Annotated in this window: 23 protein-coding genes, 2 tRNA genes and 1 pseudogene; 18 read left to right on the top strand and 8 right to left on the bottom strand. The window is 39.7% G+C overall.

The window, feature by feature from the left end; translation table 11 throughout:
- Positions 1 to 125: 125 nt before the first annotated feature.
- From CYAN7822_RS09885 to CYAN7822_RS09870, 4 genes are all read left to right on the top strand, one after another.
- A complete protein-coding gene (locus CYAN7822_RS09885) occupies positions 126 to 632 on the top strand; it encodes a PEP-CTERM sorting domain-containing protein (protein ID WP_013322114.1) in 507 nt (168 codons plus the stop codon).
- A gap of 126 nt (positions 633 to 758) precedes the next feature.
- Positions 759 to 1,148: a PEP-CTERM sorting domain-containing protein gene (locus CYAN7822_RS35275; protein ID WP_013322113.1), complete on the top strand. Its 390-nt coding sequence runs from the start codon at positions 759 to 761 to the stop codon at positions 1,146 to 1,148.
- Between the two features lie 57 nt (positions 1,149 to 1,205).
- Positions 1,206 to 2,057 carry a cyanoexosortase A gene (gene crtA, locus CYAN7822_RS09875; RefSeq protein WP_013322112.1) on the top strand — a complete coding sequence of 284 codons (852 nt, stop codon included), beginning with the start codon at positions 1,206 to 1,208 and terminating at the stop codon, positions 2,055 to 2,057.
- 278 nt (positions 2,058 to 2,335) lie between these two features.
- Positions 2,336 to 2,824: a DUF2808 domain-containing protein gene (locus CYAN7822_RS09870; protein ID WP_013322111.1), complete on the top strand. Its 489-nt coding sequence runs from the start codon at positions 2,336 to 2,338 to the stop codon at positions 2,822 to 2,824.
- Between the two features lie 144 nt (positions 2,825 to 2,968).
- Here CYAN7822_RS09870 and CYAN7822_RS09865 read toward each other — a convergent pair whose 3' ends face one another.
- Positions 2,969 to 3,862 (bottom strand): lipid kinase, encoded by an 894-nt coding sequence (locus CYAN7822_RS09865; protein ID WP_013322110.1) that lies wholly within the window; start codon positions 3,860 to 3,862, stop codon positions 2,969 to 2,971.
- 446 nt (positions 3,863 to 4,308) lie between these two features.
- Here CYAN7822_RS09865 and CYAN7822_RS09860 point away from each other — a divergent pair, with 446 nt between their 5' ends.
- On the top strand, positions 4,309 to 4,569 hold the full coding sequence (locus CYAN7822_RS09860; protein ID WP_013322109.1) for an Asr1405/Asl0597 family protein: 261 nt from the start codon (positions 4,309 to 4,311) through the stop codon (positions 4,567 to 4,569).
- Positions 4,570 to 4,645: 76 nt separating this feature from the next.
- Here CYAN7822_RS09860 and CYAN7822_RS09855 read toward each other — a convergent pair whose 3' ends face one another.
- The gene (locus CYAN7822_RS09855) at positions 4,646 to 6,127 is read right to left on the bottom strand and encodes an alpha-amylase family glycosyl hydrolase (protein WP_013322108.1); all 1,482 of its coding nucleotides are present in this window, start codon (positions 6,125 to 6,127) and stop codon (positions 4,646 to 4,648) included.
- A 131-nt stretch (positions 6,128 to 6,258) separates the two neighbouring features.
- Positions 6,259 to 6,504 (bottom strand): PEP-CTERM sorting domain-containing protein, encoded by a 246-nt coding sequence (locus CYAN7822_RS09850; protein WP_013322107.1) that lies wholly within the window; start codon positions 6,502 to 6,504, stop codon positions 6,259 to 6,261.
- A 462-nt stretch (positions 6,505 to 6,966) separates the two neighbouring features.
- Here CYAN7822_RS09850 and CYAN7822_RS09845 point away from each other — a divergent pair, with 462 nt between their 5' ends.
- Positions 6,967 to 8,373, top strand: a complete 1,407-nt coding sequence (locus tag CYAN7822_RS09845; protein ID WP_013322106.1) for an MFS transporter — start codon at positions 6,967 to 6,969, stop codon at positions 8,371 to 8,373.
- A 24-nt stretch (positions 8,374 to 8,397) separates the two neighbouring features.
- Here CYAN7822_RS09845 and CYAN7822_RS09840 read toward each other — a convergent pair whose 3' ends face one another.
- Positions 8,398 to 9,741, bottom strand: coding sequence for a TAXI family TRAP transporter solute-binding subunit (locus CYAN7822_RS09840; protein WP_013322105.1), 1,344 nt, complete (start codon positions 9,739 to 9,741; stop codon positions 8,398 to 8,400).
- 244 nt (positions 9,742 to 9,985) lie between these two features.
- Between CYAN7822_RS09840 and CYAN7822_RS09835 the strand changes: the two genes are divergently transcribed.
- The 9 genes and pseudogenes from CYAN7822_RS09835 to CYAN7822_RS09810 all read left to right on the top strand — a co-directional run bounded on the left by CYAN7822_RS09835 (position 9,986) and on the right by CYAN7822_RS09810 (position 16,039).
- Positions 9,986 to 11,347 carry a selenium-binding family protein gene (locus CYAN7822_RS09835; RefSeq protein ID WP_013322104.1) on the top strand — a complete coding sequence of 454 codons (1,362 nt, stop codon included), beginning with the start codon at positions 9,986 to 9,988 and terminating at the stop codon, positions 11,345 to 11,347.
- Positions 11,348 to 11,386: 39 nt separating this feature from the next.
- Entirely contained in the window at positions 11,387 to 11,881 is a 495-nt protein-coding gene (gene rraA, locus CYAN7822_RS09830) for a ribonuclease E activity regulator RraA (RefSeq protein ID WP_013322103.1), read from the top strand.
- Between the two features lie 65 nt (positions 11,882 to 11,946).
- Positions 11,947 to 12,071 (top strand) — tRNA-OTHER (locus CYAN7822_RS37590).
- A gap of 106 nt (positions 12,072 to 12,177) precedes the next feature.
- Positions 12,178 to 12,297: transfer RNA gene (locus CYAN7822_RS37585), tRNA-OTHER, on the top strand.
- A 25-nt stretch (positions 12,298 to 12,322) separates the two neighbouring features.
- Positions 12,323 to 12,452, top strand: a pseudogene (locus tag CYAN7822_RS37580).
- Positions 12,453 to 12,532: 80 nt separating this feature from the next.
- A complete protein-coding gene (locus CYAN7822_RS09825) occupies positions 12,533 to 14,137 on the top strand; it encodes a TROVE domain-containing protein (RefSeq protein ID WP_013322102.1) in 1,605 nt (534 codons plus the stop codon).
- A gap of 210 nt (positions 14,138 to 14,347) precedes the next feature.
- Complete coding sequence (locus CYAN7822_RS09820; protein WP_013322101.1) at positions 14,348 to 14,647, top strand: hypothetical protein; 300 nt, start codon at positions 14,348 to 14,350, stop codon at positions 14,645 to 14,647.
- Between the two features lie 109 nt (positions 14,648 to 14,756).
- Complete coding sequence (locus CYAN7822_RS09815) at positions 14,757 to 15,005, top strand: helix-turn-helix domain-containing protein (protein ID WP_013322100.1); 249 nt, start codon at positions 14,757 to 14,759, stop codon at positions 15,003 to 15,005.
- Between the two features lie 44 nt (positions 15,006 to 15,049).
- The gene (locus tag CYAN7822_RS09810) at positions 15,050 to 16,039 is read left to right on the top strand and encodes a DNA-methyltransferase (RefSeq protein WP_013322099.1); all 990 of its coding nucleotides are present in this window, start codon (positions 15,050 to 15,052) and stop codon (positions 16,037 to 16,039) included.
- 13 nt (positions 16,040 to 16,052) lie between these two features.
- Here the strand turns inward: CYAN7822_RS09810 and CYAN7822_RS09805 are convergent, their stop codons facing one another.
- Both CYAN7822_RS09805 and CYAN7822_RS09800 read right to left on the bottom strand, forming a co-directional pair.
- The gene (locus CYAN7822_RS09805) at positions 16,053 to 16,646 is read right to left on the bottom strand and encodes a PDDEXK family nuclease (RefSeq protein ID WP_013322098.1); all 594 of its coding nucleotides are present in this window, start codon (positions 16,644 to 16,646) and stop codon (positions 16,053 to 16,055) included.
- Between the two features lie 25 nt (positions 16,647 to 16,671).
- A complete protein-coding gene (locus CYAN7822_RS09800; protein ID WP_013322097.1) occupies positions 16,672 to 17,076 on the bottom strand; it encodes a hypothetical protein in 405 nt (134 codons plus the stop codon).
- Between the two features lie 112 nt (positions 17,077 to 17,188).
- On the opposite strand from CYAN7822_RS09800, the gene CYAN7822_RS09795 reads away from it, so the two are divergent.
- From CYAN7822_RS09795 to CYAN7822_RS09785, 3 genes are all read left to right on the top strand, one after another.
- On the top strand, positions 17,189 to 17,827 hold the full coding sequence (locus tag CYAN7822_RS09795; RefSeq protein WP_013322096.1) for a DUF3318 domain-containing protein: 639 nt from the start codon (positions 17,189 to 17,191) through the stop codon (positions 17,825 to 17,827).
- 316 nt (positions 17,828 to 18,143) lie between these two features.
- Positions 18,144 to 19,142, top strand: coding sequence for a sugar transferase (locus CYAN7822_RS09790; RefSeq protein ID WP_013322095.1), 999 nt, complete (start codon positions 18,144 to 18,146; stop codon positions 19,140 to 19,142).
- A complete protein-coding gene (locus CYAN7822_RS09785) occupies positions 19,129 to 19,596 on the top strand; it encodes an ATP-binding protein (protein ID WP_013322094.1) in 468 nt (155 codons plus the stop codon). The genes CYAN7822_RS09790 and CYAN7822_RS09785 overlap by 14 nt, the downstream gene beginning before the upstream one ends.
- A 40-nt stretch (positions 19,597 to 19,636) precedes the next feature.
- On the opposite strand, the gene CYAN7822_RS09780 is transcribed toward CYAN7822_RS09785, so the two are convergent.
- Together CYAN7822_RS09780 and CYAN7822_RS09775 are read right to left on the bottom strand one after the other, a co-directional pair.
- Positions 19,637 to 20,524 carry a hypothetical protein gene (locus CYAN7822_RS09780; RefSeq protein WP_013322093.1) on the bottom strand — a complete coding sequence of 296 codons (888 nt, stop codon included), beginning with the start codon at positions 20,522 to 20,524 and terminating at the stop codon, positions 19,637 to 19,639.
- A 19-nt stretch (positions 20,525 to 20,543) separates the two neighbouring features.
- Entirely contained in the window at positions 20,544 to 21,050 is a 507-nt protein-coding gene (locus tag CYAN7822_RS09775) for a hypothetical protein (RefSeq protein WP_013322092.1), read from the bottom strand.
- Positions 21,051 to 21,150: the final 100 nt, after the last annotated feature.

Below are 21,150 nucleotides of genomic sequence, written 5' to 3'. Positions count from 1 at the left end.
ATCGATCTCTTTCGGCCTATCTTCTTTTGACTAATTTAAATTTAGTTGAGGGAAATGGGTAAGGCTGCTATAGCGAATGATGTAATCAACACAATTGCTACGCTGAAAACATTGAGGTTTATTTCATGAAAGTTAAATTTTTAGAATCGTTAGCTCTTTCTACGATTTTATTTGTGTCGTCTAGCGTGGTTTCTCAAGCTCCTGCTTCTGCTCAAACGAGTGGAAATTCAGGGAATGGAAATAGTGGAGGTAGTGGAGGCGGAACTACTCAGACGAGTGGAAATTCAGGGAATGGAAATAGTGGAGGTAGTGGAGGCGGAACTACTCAGACGAGTGGAAATTCAGGGAATGGAAATAGTGGAGGTAGTGGAGGCGGAACTACAATTACAATTAATTGTCCAATTACCATTTGTAGCCCATTTAGTAATAATAACAACAACGGTAACAACAACGGTAAGAACAACGGCAACGGCAACGGCAACGGCAACAATAACGGTAACAACAACGGTAATGGCAACACAAAAACTCCCGAACCTCTTACTATCCTTGGCACAGTAACAGCCCTAGGTTCCTTACCCACTCTCAAGAAAGAATATTCCAAACGAAAAAAGCAAGGCAAAGATAAGTCATAACTTGAGGTCATAAACACTGAGATTAATCCCTTAAATTTATTGAAAAAGGGATTGATCTCAAAACTTCTCTATTGTTCTGGTTGCTTATAGAGTTATTAGGTCATTTACTTAAGATTAGACAAATTCATGAAAACTAAGCTGATCAAAACTTTATTCATTACTATCATTGCTTTATTCTCATTTAGTAACTTAATCAATTCCCCTGCTTACGCTCTATATATAAAAAACGAAGGAGGAGGACAACCTCAACCGGAACCTTTACCATGGCCAAACCCAGTACCTGACCCAGTACCTTTACCTAACCCAGAACCATCGCCACCAAGCTCATTACCTGACCCAGTACCTTTACCATTCGTGCCACCGCAACCACCTATACCTGATCCACCCAATAACCAGGGTAATCAACAAGTTCCTGAACCTTTAACTATTCTCGGAACAATAACAGTTCTTGGTTCTTTGCCCGTTTTCAAAAAAGAGTATTCAAAACGAAAGAAATCAAACAAAGAGAAAACCTAATTTTGTACTTGTTCGGCTGATTACATCCCCTTCAAAATATCCAATCAAGCAATAGACATGAACAATTATCACGATTTACCAGTCAAACTCATCAAAACTTCTTACTTTTGGCTTTTAACCCTAGCAACAAGTTTAGTTGTTATTTACATGACTCTTTTGTCGAAAGCAGGAGACACTGCTCATTTAGGGATGAGCGGCTTATTTTTATTGGTTGTTGGCTCTTTAATCTGGGAAAAACGTCACAGCCTAAAATTAGAAAGTCATATCCTATCTAAACTTCTAGGTGTATTGATAATTGGTTTGCTCCTATTCAAACTTCCCTTGTCACCCCATAAAACAGATTTAAACCCTTATTTAAGAATTTCACCGTTTATGTTCGGTTTAGGTTTAAGTTTGATCGCTTCTGGAGTTCGGGGATTAAAACAATATTGGCGAGAATTAATTATCCTCTTTTTCCTGGGTATCCCAAGTTTAATCTTGTCCTCCCTAACCAATCCATCAGAAATAACTGCTAAGTTTTCCGCTTTTATCCTTGAGTGCTTAAATTATGATGTTTCCCTCCAAGGAATTCATATTAATTTGCCTACAGGAGGAGTAACAGTTGTTAAAGGCTGTTCTGGATTAGAAGCAATGGCTTATCTGTTAGGTATAGCCGCTATCGTTCTAACCTTGTTTCCCCTTCGACGGATTTACAATCTTTTTGTGCCGATTGTAGCCGTTATTGTAGGATTTGTCGTTAACGCAGTTCGAGTTGCTCTTATGGCCATTCTGGTTGCATCAGATCAACTTGATGCCTTTGACTACTGGCATGAAGGAGAAGGTTCATTAATCTTTGGTATGCTTGCCGTTGTCATTTTTATAGGATTTTACTTCTTGCTAATTCGATTTTCAAAGCCTCAACCTAATTAGCCGCTTTAGCTGAAAAGTCTTTCGGAAAATTTGTGCCTTTTGCTACAGCTTAGAAGCTAAGAGAATTTATCAGTGAATATTTACTTGATTGTCTAAGAAATTATGCTCAGTAAATCACTATTTAAGCTGTAATGTAAACTATTTGATCCTAAAGCTAAACTCGTTAAATATCATCATCTTGTAACATTTTTGATAAGTATAAATAACATTTGTGATCGCTCTATATTAAATATTGTTATTATTAGAAATAGGACGAGACTAAACCCCCAAAAAAACCAATGAAACAACTGCTCGGATTAACGGTGTTATCTGGAATTTTGACTCTAGCAAGTGCCGCTAGTGCTATCAATTCCATTTCTCTACCAACAGACAACGGGATTTACATCACTAATAGCGTAGCTTACCCAAGTCTTGGAAGAGTTCAAGGAGCTAATCATTACTTTAAGTTGCGCGTCGAAGGACGAGCATTAAGCCAGCTTTTGATTACACTTCCTGATGGAATAGATAACATTCAAGATATCCAAGTTAAGGATGAATTCGGTAAACCAATTGAAACCCATGCCTTGATCGACACTAAAACGAAAGAAGCCGTTGTCACTTTTGCTAAACCGGTAGAAACCTCAACGACGTTATCAGTAAAGCTGAAAGATGTTCATATTGATCAATGGAACAATATTTGGCTTTATCAAGTATCGGGTAAAGTGATTGATCCACAGGTAGGAAATCTCCCAATTGGTACAGTCAGAATTCAGACTGACGCAAATTAATTCGAGACAGAAAATAGAGATAGAAAACTCATTGGTTGAAAATTTGATACAGCGTTGGATTTAATTCGCTTAACTTCATTCCTCCCTATATTGGGGAGGGAATTTTTTATATAGCACTCATGCTCTCATCCAAAAGACAAATCATTAATCCGTAGCGGCTTCAGCTATATTTGGCACAAAAACCGACAAGGCTTTAGGAATGACTCGAAACTTAGCAGGCGTAGAAGCGGTCAATTCTCCATCAGTATTAATGGACAGAGATTTACGAGTATTAATCTCGATTTCTTCTCCTCTGAGAGTTCGTACCCAAGGCAGTAACCCATGCTGTCCTTGAGGAAAACTCCATAATAAAGGAAAAATTTGCCACCAAGATTTAAGTTCTAGACTATATAAATCTAGTTTTTGGTCATCAATAGTGGCCTCTTGGGCTATCGTCATCCCTCCTCCATAATAACGCCCGTTACCGACGGCTATTTGAATAGTTTTGACCGGAAAATTTTCTCCATTGAGACGAATTTCGGCAGAAAAAGAACGAGTTTGACTTAGTACCTGTAGCGCAGTAAATCCATAGGCTAAAATTCCCCAACGCCGTTTTGCTCCCTTGGTTAATTTTTCAGTAATGTCTACACTGAGTCCCATACTAGCGACATTAAAAAAATATTTCCCATTTACCCAACCGAGATCAATTAATTTTGTTTGGCCTTGTGCAATTACTTTACAAGCTTCGGGGATAGATAGAGGAATAGAAAGAGTACGGGCTAAATCATTAGCTGTACCTAGTGGTAATATTCCTAAAGGCAGTTGCTGTTCCAGTAAACTATCTACTACTGAGTTAAGGGTACCATCTCCCCCTCCCACAATTATTGTATCTACGTGGGGCCCATACTTATGAACTGATTCTGCAAGTTCTTGGCAACTCTTGATGGGTACAGTAATTAACTCAAAATCTAGTTCATTTAAAGCATCAACTGCCTGCGCTAGGCTTTTCTGTCCCTTGCGAGCATAGCGGTTAACCATTAAAAGTGCCCGTTTAGTCATAATGTTCAATCCCACTAAATATTTATATTATGAGCTTTTTTAATTAAACTATAGCTGATTTATTGACTTTGGCGGCCATGAAGATTTATTTAGTAACAGGAAAGGTTCTCATACATTTATATATATTTTAGTGTAATATACCTAACTTATTTACTGTTACCTAAAGCTAGAAAACTCTGTCCTTAGTCGCATGACTATCGCTCTATTATAATAAGCTGCTTAAATTCAAAAATAATATTTATTTACTATCGCCGAACTAAAACAACTTTTAGGTTGTTTTACCAGCTAAAAATATAGTTTTATTACAATTCTTGAATAGTGTATCAAAACTATCATTTTTAAGAAATTAGATCGGTTATCGATATAAATAAGTAGATAATGAAAATAAACTCCCTTGGTGAGCAAGAAAACGAATAGCCAACCCTGAAATCATTACGAGGCTTGCAATGTTTACACCCTTAAATCAGACACATCTATCTCCACAAACCAAAGTTTTAATTGATGTTCCTCCTCAAATAAATAGTCGAATATTTAAAAGATTACAGTCCCTTGCTATCTCTTGTGGTTGGACACCTGAAGGAAAATTTTGGGTGAGGGTAGATAACGCTTATGCCGCTATTCAACTACAAAGTGTTCTCCATCAATTTTTAGCTCCTAGAGAAATGCTAGAAAACTGGTTAATACAATGCTGGCAACTGAATAGTTAGTAGTCATTAGTTATTAGTTATTAGTCATTAGTCATTAGTCATTAGTCATTAGTTTCTCTCCTTTCTCGGTCAACTCTTAAATACTCTCTACAATTTGAAAAACATGGTAGCCCCAAGCTGATAAATCTAAATAGAATCCTGTGGAGAGTAAATTATCCCCATAGACATCGTAACTAACCGGATTCATTAAATCTTTTAACTCGAACCTTTTACCAGCAAGATCTGACCAAGGTAGCTTAACATAACACTGACTCTGATTAGCCGCATAATTCACCACCACCATCGCCCGTTGTCCATTTTGTGCTGTCCAAGCAAAAGCAATAAAACAATCCCAAGTCCAATTAGTTTCCCATGCGGGTTGGCATTCGAGCAATTGCCAAGTTCCATTCCTAAATATATCTAAGCGCAGACAGGCTAACAACTGAGAGTAAAAGGTTTCTAAAGTTGGGTCGGTTTCTTCTTCTGGACCTCGACAGAGGTGAACAGTGACTTTGGTCTGCCAACCTTCTAATTGTCCCTGATGCAAGAAGCGCAAACCCGGACAAAGAAAACTGATGATGGCTGCGGCTTGATGTACATCCGGCGCAAAGGTTTTTGCGGTCCTTGGTTCATCATGGTTTTCCAAAAATCGCACGGATTTAGGTTGATAATCTAAATTCGCCCAGAAATGCTCTCGAACAGGACGAGGGACTCCATAACGTAGGTGGTCATAAAGTCGTTTATCATAGGTGTAATCAAATCCCTCTTGTTGTAATCTCCACTCCATATCCCAATAAACTTCTGCCATGAAAACAAATGCGGGATATTGCTGATGCACTTTTTGGATAGCTTTACTCCAAAAGGGTTCCATCTCAATTCCCCAAGTTTTTTGAAAAATATCGGGTAAAATGAGCATGGCCATGTCACAACGTAAACCATCACACCATTGGGCTATGTGTAATAATTCTTCGATTCTGGCGGCTTGGAGTGAGGGGTTGCCGTAGTTTAATTGTAGCGTGTCCGGCCATCCATCAAAGTAGGGGTCTCGACCGAATGCGAGAATCTCGGAACCTCCAGATAAATCTAGTTTGATATAATTATTGGGCTTTTGGGCCAGTTGAGAGGGGGTACCAGCAATATAATAATCTAAATGTTCCTCAACCCAAGGATGATCAAGGGCGGTATGATTGGGAACAAAATCTAAGATCAATTTTAATCCTCGTTGATGCAGGCGGTCCCGCAATCGTCCTAAAGCGTTTGAGTCTCCTAATTTAGAATTGAGAGTATAACCGGTAATAGCAAATCCCGAACCACAAATATCTTCTACTTGTAAATCGGGTAAAACTTCGCGATATTCGGCTAACCATTCGGGTTTAGTACGAGAAATGTTCCGTCCTGCTTCTCCTATTTGCCATACGCTGAGAAAGTAAATCCATTCAAATCCTAATGCGGCTAGTCTATCCAGTTCTTTATCCGGAATATCATCAAGGGTCATCGGGTGACCCAATTCACGAGATAAGCGATTAAACCAGAGACGGGTATTAATTTGATAAAGAGACGGATATAGGGACTGATTCATTATAGAGTTCAGAATTTACGCTTAAATTCGGACATTCATAGCTCAATTGTAGGGTGGGTTAGCCACAGCGTAACCCCCCAAAATCTTACTTATTAGAGCATAAAAGTCGAAAAACGTGATTATTTCAGCTTTTAACGAGTTTTTTTCTGCTTTTGTGAGAGTTTTTGCTTAAAGTAACTCCCAAAACTCAGAGCCGCACCTGCACCCAGAAAAGTCAGGGGTTCGGGAACAGGTTGCAATCCCACACTACCGCCAGGAAACCCTGCCACATCATAGTAGCGATGAACCTTACCATTGCTATCAACCACATCCCAATAATTGAGAACGGTTTTCTGTCCGTTAGCCGCCATATTATTATATAGCTTGGGTAATCCCATCGAATTTAAAAACAAGAAATAATTAATAAAATAGTTTTTTTCTGAACAATTTAGAGAGCAATAAATTTAAGTTTTATTTAATCTAGCTAGTTTGCGAATAGCTGCTAACCCTGAAAAACAACCGTAAGCTCATGGAGTTTTAAGGAGACTCAACATTAACCTAGCGAATGAGCAAAATTAATTAAATAGATAGATGCCTAAGCCGTCAAAATCCTAGCGAAGAAAACAAGAATCCGTATTTTTGTTGACGACACTGATGGTAGAAAAATTTATAATATTAAAAAATCAAATTTTTCATGATAGATGTTTTTTTGATTATTGTTCAGCTTGCTTAAAAGAAAAAAATATAGCCAAAATAATTATATCTAGCCGTTTTTCATGCTTAAAAAGATATAAAAAGGAGGTCTAAATCTGAGTATCCAAAACAATGATTGTGTCGCCATTGAACATCCCCCTTCTCTGATGGAGATTGAGACATTATCACAATCCCTAACCCTGAACGAAACAGAAAAGGCTCTAACTACTACTTTCTCTTCAAAAATTACTAAGGAGGAAATACGAACCAGTCTCGAAGCTTCTACCTTAGACGCGGTCTACGCTACTATTTTTACCAGCGTCAGCGCAGGTGTTTTATTAACGAACTTTTTAGTGGAGCTTAAAGCCACTGCAATTGAAATGGGAATGTTAGCTTCAATCCCCATGTTCGTGAATTTGCTGCAACCTTTGGGGGCTTATCTAGCAGACCGAACCAAGAGCCGATTTAAGTACAATGCTTTGGTCTATTTACCCGCCCGCTTGTGTTGGCTGGTGGTGGTAGCGGCAATTATCTGGGCCAATTGGCAACATACAGACCCCCATTTTCTCATCCGTTTAGTGCTGGCGATCGTTCTACTGAGCAATTTTTTAGGGGCTTTTGGCAGTGCTTCTTGGTTAAGTTGGATAGGGTCTTTAGTCCCGCGACAGCTACGGGGGCGGTATTTTGCTTTTCGCAATCGCACAGGCAATTTAACCGGTATGATTTGTGTTCCGATCATGGGCTTAGGAATCACCCATTGGCCGGGGGGAAGCATTCAAGGCTATGGCGTTTTTTTGATGGTGGGCATCTTCGCTGGTGTGATCAGTTCGGGATATCAGTATTTTATGACCGATGTGAACCCGCAAGAGCTTAAGGAAAAAGCACAAAATATTGATGAAAATGGGGCTGATTCTCATGGGAATGGAGTTAATTTATTACAGGATAAAAACTTTTTGATCTTCCTGTGTTATTTTAGCGTCTGGATGTTTGCAATCAACCTCAGTAATCCTTTTTTTAATATTTATATGCTCGATTCTTTGAAGATCAATGTTACTTCGGTAACGCTTTACAATAGTTTAGTGGCGGCTACGAATTTGCTGGTGTTGGCCTGGTGGGGAAAGCAGGCTGATAGAATTGGTAATCGTCCGATTTTATTGTTAGTTGGTGTTGTTGTTGCTCTTATCCCGCTTTTGTGGTTAGGGGTGGGGAGTGATACTTTATCCCTGGTGCTGTGGCTGCCTTTGTTACATATTTTGATGAGTGGGTCGGGAATTGCCATTGATTTATGCCTCAATAATTTACAGTTGGGCATTGTTCGAGTGGAAAATTATGCTCTTTATTTTGGTACGGCGGCGGCGGTTGCTGGTGTTACAGGGGCTTTAGGAACTACTGTAGGGGGTTTTATGGCCCAGAGCCATGTTGGGGGTGGCTTTCTAGGCTTGTTTATTTTATCGACTCTGGTAAGATTAGCGGCTTTGTTGCCTCTGTTTTTTGTTGATGAGGAAAAGAGTCACTCTTTGTCTGAGGTTTTAAAGCTTTTCAAATTCTCCAAAGAAGAACAAAAATGCTCTTAAGCTGATACGCAGTCTTTATAGGGCTTAACTATCTTTTTCTGCAATTTTCGACAATTGAGAGTCAGAAAAAGAGCCATTTGTGATTCCTGTGCTTAAGAGGGTTTCTCGATGATGAATTGTCTTTAGGGCAACATCCCAAGGAAAGGTAAAGGATTGAAACGATTCTGGCGAAATGCGATCACAATCTAGATCCACAATGACTTTTTCAAAGATATCCCATAATTGTTTTTGAATTTCTTTTAGTTCTTTAATATTTTTTGCCTGATTAACTTTTTCAATTAACTCAATTAGTTGTAAGTTGTAAACATCGGCGCGATTTTTTTGTTTTCCCTGTATCCACACCCGCAATTGCAATAATCCTGACACACAGAGTAGGACGACAGAAAGTCCTAAGCTAATGGGTTCGGCGTATTCAACGATAAAACTGGGTTGATCTTGATCAAAATAAGCTTGTGCCCCAGGGTGAAAGGCAAAACCCATCTGATTGTTAGAATTCGCTGCGGCAATCATAGCCGCTTGTACATTTTCTTTGACTAATTCATTACGAGATTCGTATAAAATGCGAGTTATCTCATAGATTAAATTCGAATCAACTTGATTATGGCTTACTAAAATCGCCCTGACACTAACTGTTGATAAATCTGTCTGAGGAATAGGAATTGCCCCGTTATAAGCTCCTTTGGGAATTTTGGTATTTTCTAGAGCCGGTACTGATAGTTGTAAGGCGGCTCCCTGATCAATAGGCACTAGCTTAATTTTGGGATTTCGTAGCAGTTTGGTCATCTGTGAGTTACCCAGTGCTATCACCTGAAACATCGCGTCTACTTTCCCCGTTTCTAGGGCTTGAAATGCTTCCTGTGAGGACATCGGTAAAGCCGTAAAATCTGATGCCTGTAAGCCGTAATGATGACTCAATACCCAAAATAAACTATAAGAACCACTTCCTGGCCGCATCAAAGCTATTCTTTTCCCTTTTAAATCACTAACACGCTTAATTTCCGCATCAGAACGGACTACTAAATGAAACACTTCAGGAAACAAAAAACTCACCACGTCAAGAGAGGCACTCAGAGGGGTATTACTTTGAAGGAGGGCTAATTGCACTTTTTGCTGCTGTAACCATTGCTCATTTTGCTGTGACCCTTCACTGGGAATAACTTCGATGTTAATCTTGGGATTATGTTTTTTGACTACCTTGGATAAAGCTTTTCCAAAGGCGTAATATTGCCCCTTTTGACTCGCTGTTGCCAAAATTACAGTATTAACTTTATTTTTGTGGTCAAACCATCGCACAGAGGAAATGATCACCATGATCACGCTAATGATAATGACTGGTAGAGCCGCTTTTTTATAAATGGATTCTGGCATAGAAGATAACCGAGTTACTAGGAAGCATTTTAAGGGGGAAAAATTGATCGCTGTGCTTGGCTCGGCTGCGTTTAATCGAGCCACCAACAGAGATAATTCAGCTTTTAATTAAAATAATTTTTCTTGATTAAATAGTCAATCAACTCTAGTAATAAATTTATCCTATAAACAAGGTTTTTATATATAATGCTCCAGTGTTCAACATTATATAATTAACTTTATATCATTACGTTCATCAGTATTTATGAGTCAAGACCATCACTCCTGCTGTGGACCGGGTTATGCTTCTGTAGAAGCCGCTATGAAAGCAGACCGAGAAAAAATTATTTATACAGTGGCTCTCTATACAGGAACATCCATAGAAGCACCCGATTATTTAGCGACGATAGATGTCGATCCCAACTCGCCGACTTATTCCCAAGTGATTCATCGTCTTCAGATGCCTTATATAGGTGATGAATTACATCATTTTGGCTGGAATGCTTGTAGTTCTTGTCATGGAGATGCGAGTAAATCGAGACGTTTTTTAATTATTCCGGGTCAACGTTCGACGCGCATTTATATTATTGATACCCAAGAGCAACGCGCTCCAAAAATTCATAAAATTATCGAACCCGAAGAAATCAAAGCCAAAACGAATTTAAGCGCCCCTCACACCGTCCATTGTTTAGCTAATGGTACAGTCATGATTTCTATGTTAGGAGATAGCGTTGGTAACGGACCTGGGGGTTTTTTGTTGCTGGATGAAAACTTTGATCTTGTTGGACACTGGGAAAAAAATGCTGAGGGAATGAGTTTTAACTATGACTTTTGGTATCAGCCGCGTCATAATATCATGGTCAGTAGTGAATGGGGCGCTCCTAAAACTTATTATCCTGGGTTTGATCTTGAAGATGTCAAAGCCGGTAATTATGGCAGAAAACTTCATTTTTGGGACTGGTCAACTCATTCGATTTTGCAAAGTGTAGATCTCGGAGAAGAAGGTTTAATTCCTCTAGAAGTTCGTTTTCATCATAACCCCGATAGTACCGAGGGTTTTGTGGGCGCGGCTTTAAGTAGTAATATTTGGCATTGGTGGAAAAATAATGGTCATTGGACAGTGGAAAAAATTATTGATATTCCTTCAGTAAATGTTGAAGGATGGCCGATACCGGTACCTTCTTTGATTACCGATTTACTGATTTCTTTGAATGATAAATATCTCTATTTTTCTAACTGGCTACATGGCAATATTTGTCAATACGATATCAGCGATCCGAAACATCCAAAATTAACTGCACAAGTCTGGTGTGGCGGGTTATTGGGTCGAGGAGAAACCATTAAAGGGCGTAAAATTGCCGGGGGGCCTCAGATGTTACAGTTGAGTTTAGATGGTAAACGCTTGTATGTCACTGACTCTTTGTTTAGTAGCTGGGATAACCAATTTTATCCGGATTTAGCATCGTCCGGTTCTACTCTTTTTCTGATTGACTGTGATTCAGAAAATGGCGGCATGGAAATTAATGAAAATTTCTGCGTTGATTTTGGCCAAGAACCCAACGGTCCTGCCCGCGCTCATGAAATACGGTATCCTGGAGGTGATGTTACCTCAGATATTTGGGTTTAATCGCGAAAAAACCATCTGTTTTCCCCTCTCCTGAACATCATGCTAAATACTACTGATCTATTGGATGCCAATGAAGCACTATTTAATCAGGGTAAGCTGCGTATTGTTGCCCCCCTGTTTCGAGACTACGGCGGTAATACACAGTTTAGCGGCGTAATTTCTACGCTCAAGATTTTTGAAGATAATACTTTAGTCCGCGAGATGCTTGGCGAACCCGGAGAGGGTCGTATTTTAGTCATAGATGGCGGGGGTTCCCTCCGTTGTGCCCTTTTGGGGGATCAACTGGGCGCTATCGCGGTTAAAAATCGATGGTCAGGACTGGTAATTTATGGGGCCATTCGAGATGCTGCCGAAATTGCCAAGCTTCCTTTGGGAGTTAAAGCACTCAATACTTACCCCCTCAAAAGCTTAAAACGAGGGTTAGGCGATAAAAATATTGCCGTCCGTTTTGCTGAGGTGACCTTTACTCCTGGGGAATGGCTTTATGCAGATTTAGATGGGATTATCGTTAGTTCTGTGCCTCTGTCTCATTGATATGGCCAAGTTATACTACAAACCCTTGACATCTTCGGTTTATGTATTATGATCGTAATATGAATGGCGGGGTAGTTTAGCGGCCTAGAACACTTAAAACATCCTTGTTCACCCCTTGCCTGATTAGGCCGAAGAATGAGGGTTATCGCCTTCAACGCGAGAAACGCGGGTTCGAATCCCGTCCCCGCCCTCTTTTTTATTTAACAGTTACTTATGTTCAGCTTCTTTTTACATACTACAAACTCTTGACATCTTACCCGTTATGTAATATATTTGTAATACAAAAGCGAATGAATGGCAGGATAGTTTAGCGGTAAAACACTACATCCTTGTTCACCCCTTGCCTAACTCGGCCGAAGAATGAGGGTTATCGATTGATTATCGGATATAGGTGGGTTCGACTCCCACTCCTGCCACCTCTATTTATTTAACAGTTTGTATGGCGGAGTAGCTCAGTTTGGTAGAGCATCGCAATTGAGCTACCTTATTTATCCCTTGCCTAACTAGGCCGAAGAATGAGGGTTATCGATTACATAAACGAGTGTCGCGGGTTCAAATCCCGCCTTCGCCCTCCCTTTTTTAACAGTTACCAGGGATCAATTCTGACCACTGAAAAGGGATTTTTTGCCCGTCAGGGACGAGGAAAATAGCATGAATTACAAATTTTATCACAAAAAGAAAACAGGTACACCCCAATCTCAACCTATCCCTGGCCGAGAAAAAGAAATGATCCAAGGCCGCTCCGGGGGATGGATGTTTGATACTGGCCTGTGGAATATGTTGCGGCGTTGTCTATTAATTGGAACCGCCCAAAGCACTTATTATGCCGATAAACACGAATTAACCGACGATTTTGTTAAAGTTGTTCAACAAGCTGTTCTTACTGACCCGACGCGGGTAGCTTCAGAAATCCTTTATGCTAGTGATGGACGCGCTATCAATAACAGCGCTCCTCTGTTAGCTCTGGTTTTGCTGTCGATGGGTAAAACCGCCGAAGCGAAAAAAGCCTTTTGTGAAGTCTTTCCCCAAGTAGTTCGGACGGGTTCGCACTTCTACGAATGGTTAGCTTATACTAAATCGATGCGCGGCTTTGGTAAGGTAATTCGAGATGCCGGCAGACAGTGGTTATCTCGAGAAGACGTGAAAGGGTTAGCCTATCAACTGCTGAAATATCAACAACGTCAAGGGTTTTCTCATCGTGATGCTTTGCGGCTGTTTCATGTTAACCCACCTACCGAAGACCATAACCGACTGTTTCAATGGGTGGTTAAAGGATGGGAAGACTTACCCGAAGAAATTCCTTCACCGGCTTTAGCTCAGGTGTGGTGGTATGAATGGCTTAAGCGGCATCCCGATAAGACTCATGAAGCTATCACCCAAGGGCATTTAACCCATGAAATGGCTGCCCCTGTGGGTAAAATGGATCAAGCCGCTTGGCAATTGCTCTTTAATGAAATGCCCATCGGTGCATTGCTGCGGAATTTGGGGTCTTTAACCGAGATTGGCATTTTACGAGGGGATGAAAGAGCTAACTTAGATCGAGTGGAATCGGTTCTTAATAATAAAGAGCGGTTGCGTAAGGGACGGATTCACCCGATAGATGTCTTAAAAGCCTTAAAAACCTATCAATCTGGGGGGAAATTAGGACGCTCTCAAAAAACCTGGAATCCGGTAGAGCGTATTGTCTCTATTTTAGAAAAGGCCGTTGAGTTGGCGTTTGATGCGGCTGAACCGACGGGTAAAGTGTTTATGCACGCGGTAGACGTTTCGGGTTCGATGTCTGGCAGCGTCGTGTCTTCTGTGGGTTTAACCTGCTGCGAAATTGCGACAGCGATGGCTCTGGTAACCGCCAAAGCGGAAAAAAACTATATGATTCGCGGGTTTTCTACCCAGTTTAAAGACTTGGGAATTACTGGGCGAGATAGTTTTAGTTCTGCCCTTCGTAAAGCTAGGGATAATAACTTTGGGGGAACGGATGCTTCTGTTGCTTATGATTGGATGATCAAAGAGCGCTTTAAAGCGGATGTTATTTGTTTCTGGACAGATAGCGAAAGTTGGGCAGGTTATCATCATCCCACAGAAGCATTAGCACGATATCGCAAAAAAGTCAACCCTGATGTTAAGGCGGTGTATGTGACTTTAGCACCTTACCGGATTACTTTAGTTGATCCAAAAGATCCCCTTTCTTGGGATTTAGGAGGGTTTGATCCAGGTACACCAAGGTTGATTCAAATGTTAGCTAATGGGGATATTTAGTTATTGATTTTCTTGCTTCCCTGCTAACCCCAATTATGTTAAAGTTTGCTACAAATGTTTGTGAAAAAGTAACACTAATGCTTTATTTACATGATTTGTAGCATTCTTTTCTTTTATGAGGTTTTGAGGTTGAGGGTTTGTCACACTCACTCGCTACTCATGCTATTATATTTATAATAAAAGGATATTTTTTTTACCTCATTTTTAATTATGTCTACAATGCAAAACATCTCAAAGAAAAGAGAAGTTGAAATTGAAACAAAAAATAACAATAAAATTCGTGTCAATTGTTACTTAAATGTTGATCCTGTAACTTTTGATGGTTATATGGAAATAACTTGTCGAGAAATCAATTATCATCCAATAAAACCTGGGGATTATGAAACTGTTATTTCGCAAGATTTAGGTAAAAAATGGAAAATTGTGGGAAACCCTGTCGAAATTGGAATTAATGACTCTTTTCATGGTCAATTTAGCGACAATAATCCTCCCGCTTATAGGTTTACATAAAAAAAAATATGATGAAAACCTGACAGGGCGACGCTTTGAGTGAAGCTTAAGAATGAAATATTAAATTAAAATTGCTCTTTGAGATCATCGCCTTCTCTGGGCTTAACGTATGACAGACTTTTCTTCCAAAGATAATTCTGAACTATTTTCCGTAACTCAAGCGGCCAGCTTACTGGGTATAACTCGTCAGCGAGTACACGACTTAATCAAAAATGGTCAGATTGTTGCTCGTCAACTTGGACGTTACTACTATATCGAGGCTACAGAGATCAAAAAATATCAAAATCAACCTACTGGTAAGCCTTATCAACCCCGTAGTACAGCTTCTCAAAAAAACTCTATTGACAACTGTAAATAGAATTTGTAGACTCAAACTATACTAACGTACTAAAAGTTAACTCAATGCTTCCATTTCAACTGATCGCAACCTCAGTTGCTACCCAACAAGGACTAGAACAGGTTTACATGAGTGACTACGGTATTCTTTATCAAGGAGACTGCCTTAAATTTCTCTCAGCATTACCAGACGAATCAGTAGATCTGGTATTTGCCGATCCGCCTTTTAATCTGGGTAAGCAGTACGGTGAGGGAGTCAGCGATCAGATGGCAGTCGATAAATACATTTCTTGGTCACAGGAATGGCTTAATGAGAGTATTCGAGTGCTTAAATCCGGTGGAAGTTTATTTGTATTTAATCTGCCTAGATGGTGTATAGAATACGGGGCATATCTTAATCGACAAGGAATGTGGTTTAGGCATTGGATCGCCTGTAGAATGCCCAAAAACTTTCCTAGAGGAAAAAGAATGTCTCCTGCTCACTATGGACTACTCTACTACACCAAGGGAGAACCTACTGTTTTTAATAAGATTTATACACCTATCCAAGTTTGCCGACATTGCGGTGGTGAAATTCGAGATTATGGAGGACATCGAAAAAAACTCAATGAGAAAGGCATTAACTTGATGGACGTTTGGGACGCGCCTGAAGATGTTTGGGAAGACGCGACTGAAGCTGATGCTGATGAAATTTTATGGACGCTAACTGAAGAAATGTGGGCTGATATTCCACCCGTCCGACATCGACAACATAAAAAAAGAATGCCCAATGAACTTGCTCCAATTATGCTAGAGCGTATTATTGCAATGGCATCTAATCCAGGGCAAATTATTATTGATCCTTTTGGCGGATCGGGGACAACTTTTTATGCGGCTGAAAAATTACAGCGTTATTGGATTGGCTCAGAAATTGGAGATACAGAACCAGCAAGAGAACGTCTTAATAATTTAGCTAATGGATTAATAGAACAATGGGAATCAGCAAGAGGAAGCAAGAAATCGAAACAACAGAAAACAACTGCATCACAACTCTCGCTCCCTTTATTTACACAGTAATCTTAAAAAGTTTTTAGACTAGCGCACGACCATCTGTTCCTTTAGTAATTGTTGGTACGTTTTGGTCTATCTGATCATGTTCGATGACAAAAATTCCCAAAAATCCCTCCTCAATTTTAACCGCTTTCCAAATGTCAAAATAGGGTTCTAATTCTTCATAGTTTCCAATTCTATCAGTTAGATAAGCATAAAGTTTTCTACTAGGAAGTACCAAAGCCGCACCCAGGAAAACACCCCGAAGCAACCCGAGAACTAATTTATTAACTGCTCGATGACTTGAGGAGATATTGCCCGTTTCCCATTCAAGAGCAAAAAGATAATCGTCAATTACTTTGGTAGCATCTACTTTTCCGGGTGATTTTGTGGCATAGTTGACCCGGGTTTCAAGCCGCCAACCAAATTGATCTCTAAGAGCAATCATACAAGCTTCTTTTATGGGTTTCACGCCATTACCATGTCTTGTAGGATTAATGATAAAACTAGATTCACCCCGAGGATGCACAATTAAAGCAATAGCACGACGAATCTCTGAACGAATAATAGACCAATCCCTTGATTCCTCAAAATTTCCCACACTGATCAGAGAAATTTCTTTAACAATTTTCATGGCTCTGGCTACTTTGTACTCAAACTCAAGTAAACTGCTGTAGAAATTGCGCCCATTTGGCCGCCAAGGGAATTTCTGTAAAGGGAATTATAATAGAAGTATCCCCATTTCCCGAGACAAACTCGAGTGTCGCCGAACCTTTTGAGGGTAAAGTTCCACCTTCTACCGGTTGATCATTAACCAGAAGGCGAATGGCTTGAATATCAGTTAACGAAAAGGTTTGAACATTAACAGGACCCTGACGGGTGGGTTTTCCCCAGGTAATTTGTTTATCCTTATAGCCGATCACCGAATAAATATCATACTTAGCATTATCAAATTGTTCAGCCCAAAGGCGATAAGACTCAACCTTCTGATACTCATTCCAACCATTCCAAGCCAACCAAAAAAAGACCCCTAACAAAGGTAACCACAAAAGACCACGTTCCATATTCTATTGCTGGTATAGTAATAAACAAATATATCGTTGTAGTCTCAAAAAAAGACTGCGCTTAAGCCAAAATAGATCTGTTGACCATTAAATTGAACTGGGTAAACGTTATATGACTTCTTATGCAACCTCTTCTGCAAGAGCGGAAATGAGTGAACTACGGCGGTTAAAAACCTTACTGCCACCTGAATTACAAAGTTGGGTGATGGTAGAAGGCAGTACCGAAATTAACCCGCCCCTAATTCGCAGCGAAGAAATTGGCCGAGACGAAATCGAAATTCAAATTGACCTCGCTAAATGGGAAAATTTGGCCATTGACCAACGCAATCTCCTATTTTGGCACGAAGTAGCCCGCATTCAAAATGATACCATTCCCAAAGAAGGCTGGGAAATGGCAGCCCTCGCTATAGGCTTAGGGGGTGCTGTGGGTGAATTGTGGGTACAAGATGGATTATTGTTACTTTTGGCTGTTGCGCTCTGCGGCATTTCCGGTTATCGCCTTTGGCAAAAAAATAACGGACAAAAAACCCTTAAAGAAGCCATTGAAGCTGATGAAAGAGCCATTGCCTTAGCGACCCGCTTCGGTTATTCTCTCCCTAATGCCTATAAAAGTCTTGGTAGTGCTTTTAAAACTTTAATAGAACAAACTCCCAACCGTAAAGACCGCAAACGTTATGAAACTCGTTTACAAGCCCTGAGAAAGAGCGCTTCTAAAGCTAAAGGACAAATGAAACAAGAACGTCCTTTATAAAGTAATAATAGTTAAGAGTTAATGGGAAATAGCAGATAGTCAGCACCCCGCTCTAAAGAGAATCTAAATTTAGACGCGGGTTAAAACCAGCGAGTCGCGCTTCCCCCTCCCAATAAATTGACGAGGCTTCCGGGCTCCCGTATTTCTTTAGGTGAACACTGAAAAATCCTTAACTGACTCTTACGGATTCTACAGTTGTTTATTTATTAGGCTCAAAAAGCGGCTATGAAGTCCAATTTCTACTTCATAGCACCCCTACCTCCTGATGCTAAAACTGACTCATCAATAACAATCAAGCAATAAAAACTGATAACTGATGGCTACTCCACTACCACCACAAGATTTTCTAATTGTTGCTGATGATGACTATCCTGTTATCGTAATTCCTGATCGTCTCACCGTATTAGAAGCAGTGGCATTTAAGCACACCTGTCATCAGTTACTTGATCAAGACTCTCCTCCGGCGAAAATTATTCTAGATTTCACTGAGACACAATTCATTGATAGTAGTGGAATAGGAGCCTTAGTTCATAATCTAAAAGCTGCCGCTTCTAAAAAAGTCGAACTGTTGCTCAATAATGTAAATCCGCCCGTTATGGGTGTTTTATGCTTGACTGGGTTAGATAGTCTATTGACCATCGAAAATACCCTTATCTCTAGTAAGTCTCAGTTACCCTCTAATTCTGATTTATGTTTACCCCAAACTCATCCTTCAGTTTCTTGTTCAGTAAAACGTTTAATGGATATTGTAGGGAGTATCGTTGGATTAGCCATTACTGGAGTGTTATTTATCCCCATTGCTATCGCGATTAAATGGGATAGTCCTGGTCCGATTTTTTTTAGTCAAACTCGCTGTGGTTGGTTAGGAAAACAGTTTAAAATAGTTAAGTTTCGCTCGATGTGTATCAATGCGGAAAACCTGAAAAATAAGATTCCTAATCAAGCCAGTGGGGCGATTTTTAAGAATCAAAATGATCCTAGAGTGACTAGAGTTGGGCGTTTTTTACGCCGTACCAGTTTAGATGAATTACCGCAATTTTGGAATGTTTTGAGAGGAGAAATGAGTTTAGTAGGCACTCGGCCCCCTACACCCGATGAAGTTGATCGCTATGATGTTCCTCAATGGCGCAGACTTAATGTTAAGCCCGGCATGACAGGAGAATGGCAAGTCAATGGACGCTCTCAGGTACGCAATTTTGAGGAAGTCATTGAACTCGATTTACGCTACCAAAAAAATTGGAGTTTAAGTTATGATTTAAAGCTAATTTTTAAAACAATATTAATTGTCTTTCAGAAAAATAGTGGAGCTTACTAATAATTATCACATTAATGAGCAGGAAATTGAACACCTATTTCGTCTGAGAGTCGGAACAGAATTACAAGAATTGATTCCGGTTTTAAAATGGTTTGAAAATAGTACCGAATTGATTTTACCCGAAACGACTCTGTGGCAAGCTAAAGTTGCTTTAGCTGAAGGCTTTACCAATACGGTTCGCTATGCTCATGAAAATTTACCTAAAGAAACTCCCATTGATTTAGAAATTCTCATTTATTCTACTTATTTAGAAATGAAAATATGGGATAGAGGAAAACCTTTTGATTTACACAAAAAACTTAAGGAGTTAAAAGAAAGCTCAGAAGATCCCTTACAAAAAGAAGGGGATCGCGGACTAATTTTTATGCAAGGTTTTACTGATGAATTGGATTATATTCGTCTTTCTAATCAGCAAAATTGTTTAATAATGAGAAAAAAAATCTCCAAGAATTAATCCTTGAACCCCCCAAAAAGAATTAATCATTTAATCATAATCAAATTTCAGCAACGGCTCGTTCAATCAGTCGTTTAGCTAAAGTTTGAGTACCTGTATGTTCATAATAATTAGTAGTCAGATCCAGAAAAGCCGCTACATAATCTAATTGATTATCAGAAAATTCAATAAAATTTTGGAGATGACCAAAAACTTTTTGTGGACTCAAATTTCGTTGAGTAACAAAATTACTCATCCATCCTTTAACCGAATCAAAACTCTGATTAATAAAATCTAATTTTCCGCCAGAACTACCGCCAGGAATAGCTTGTTTAACCTGACCAAAAGTCGGATTTTCATCTAACTCTTTAGGAGAAAGATTGCCCAAAATAGATTGAACCTTGAGGATAAAATCAGGTCCGAGAGGAATTAACCCATCGATACAAACTAAAGCCGCCATCCGCATTAAAGACTCGCCGCTATACTCACCCAAAGAAGCCACAAAATCCCCAATACTATCGCCTGGAATTCCGTTAATTTGACAAAAAGCCACTAATTCCACCACTAATTTTATCCCTAAATCAATCGCTTGAGCGTGATCAGGTTCAGGGGTAAGGTTTTTAATAAACCCTAACAAAGGAATTTTTCCTGTTACCTTATTAGCTAAAGCACCACTGGCCAAAGCCACATCAGTACGGTCTACGGTTTGATATAACCAAAGGGCGGTTTGATATCCTTGAGACTTATCATTAAATAACCAGACAGCGCGATCGCCGATTTGTTGGATCATTTCCTGATCGCTTTCTCCAGTTACGGTGCGGATAGTATTTTCAAAACCGACTAGGTTATTCCACTCTCCGGGTACAACAAAATCAAGAGAGTGTAAAACTTTTGTTGTGATATTATCTGTCGGCAGTTCGTCAACTAATTCAAAAATGGATTTACTCATGACTCTTTTCTCGGCTTAATTATTTTAATTGGGCTAAACCATTCAGATTGAATTTTTCTAGCCAATCTTGACGATCTTCCCTCGTAAAAGACGGATCTCTTGATAAAACTTTTACCTGATAACGATTATTCACTAAAATGGCCGTTGCCTGACTCCCTTGTTGTACGGCGGGATAGCCGGCTATTTTTTCTGTACTTTGCTCAAATTTTTTAATCGCTGTAGGATTATTAAGGGTATCAGAAATGGCCATCACAGCAACTTCTTTGCCATCTTTCTTTAATTTTGCCTCAGCAAATCCTTTTTTCTCTTGTGTATAGACTCGCTGATAGCCATTTCCCCCTTGTGGAAAGAATTTATTAAAACTTCCGCCGCTAGTTGACTCTTTAACGACTGCACTAGCTCCCCGTTGGGTACTTTGTTGTTGTGCTTGCTCAAAGCGCGAAGGGGGTTGAGAAGCGCAAGAGGTGATTAGCAGTAAAGCGGCTAAGACAAAAACGGTTAAAAATCTGCGTAAATGCTGCCTCATAACCTTAAAAGTAAATGGAGTTTTACTAGCCTTAATGATAGACTGCTATAGGCTTCCCTAACATTAAGGTTTATATAAATCTGTTTATCAAACTACTTTT

Source organism: Gloeothece verrucosa PCC 7822, assembly GCF_000147335.1.
GTDB classification, from domain to species: Bacteria; Cyanobacteriota; Cyanobacteriia; order Cyanobacteriales; family Microcystaceae; genus Gloeothece; species Gloeothece verrucosa.
Note: the sequence above shows the minus strand (reverse complement) of the source record. Positions and strands in the feature narration are given on the sequence as shown.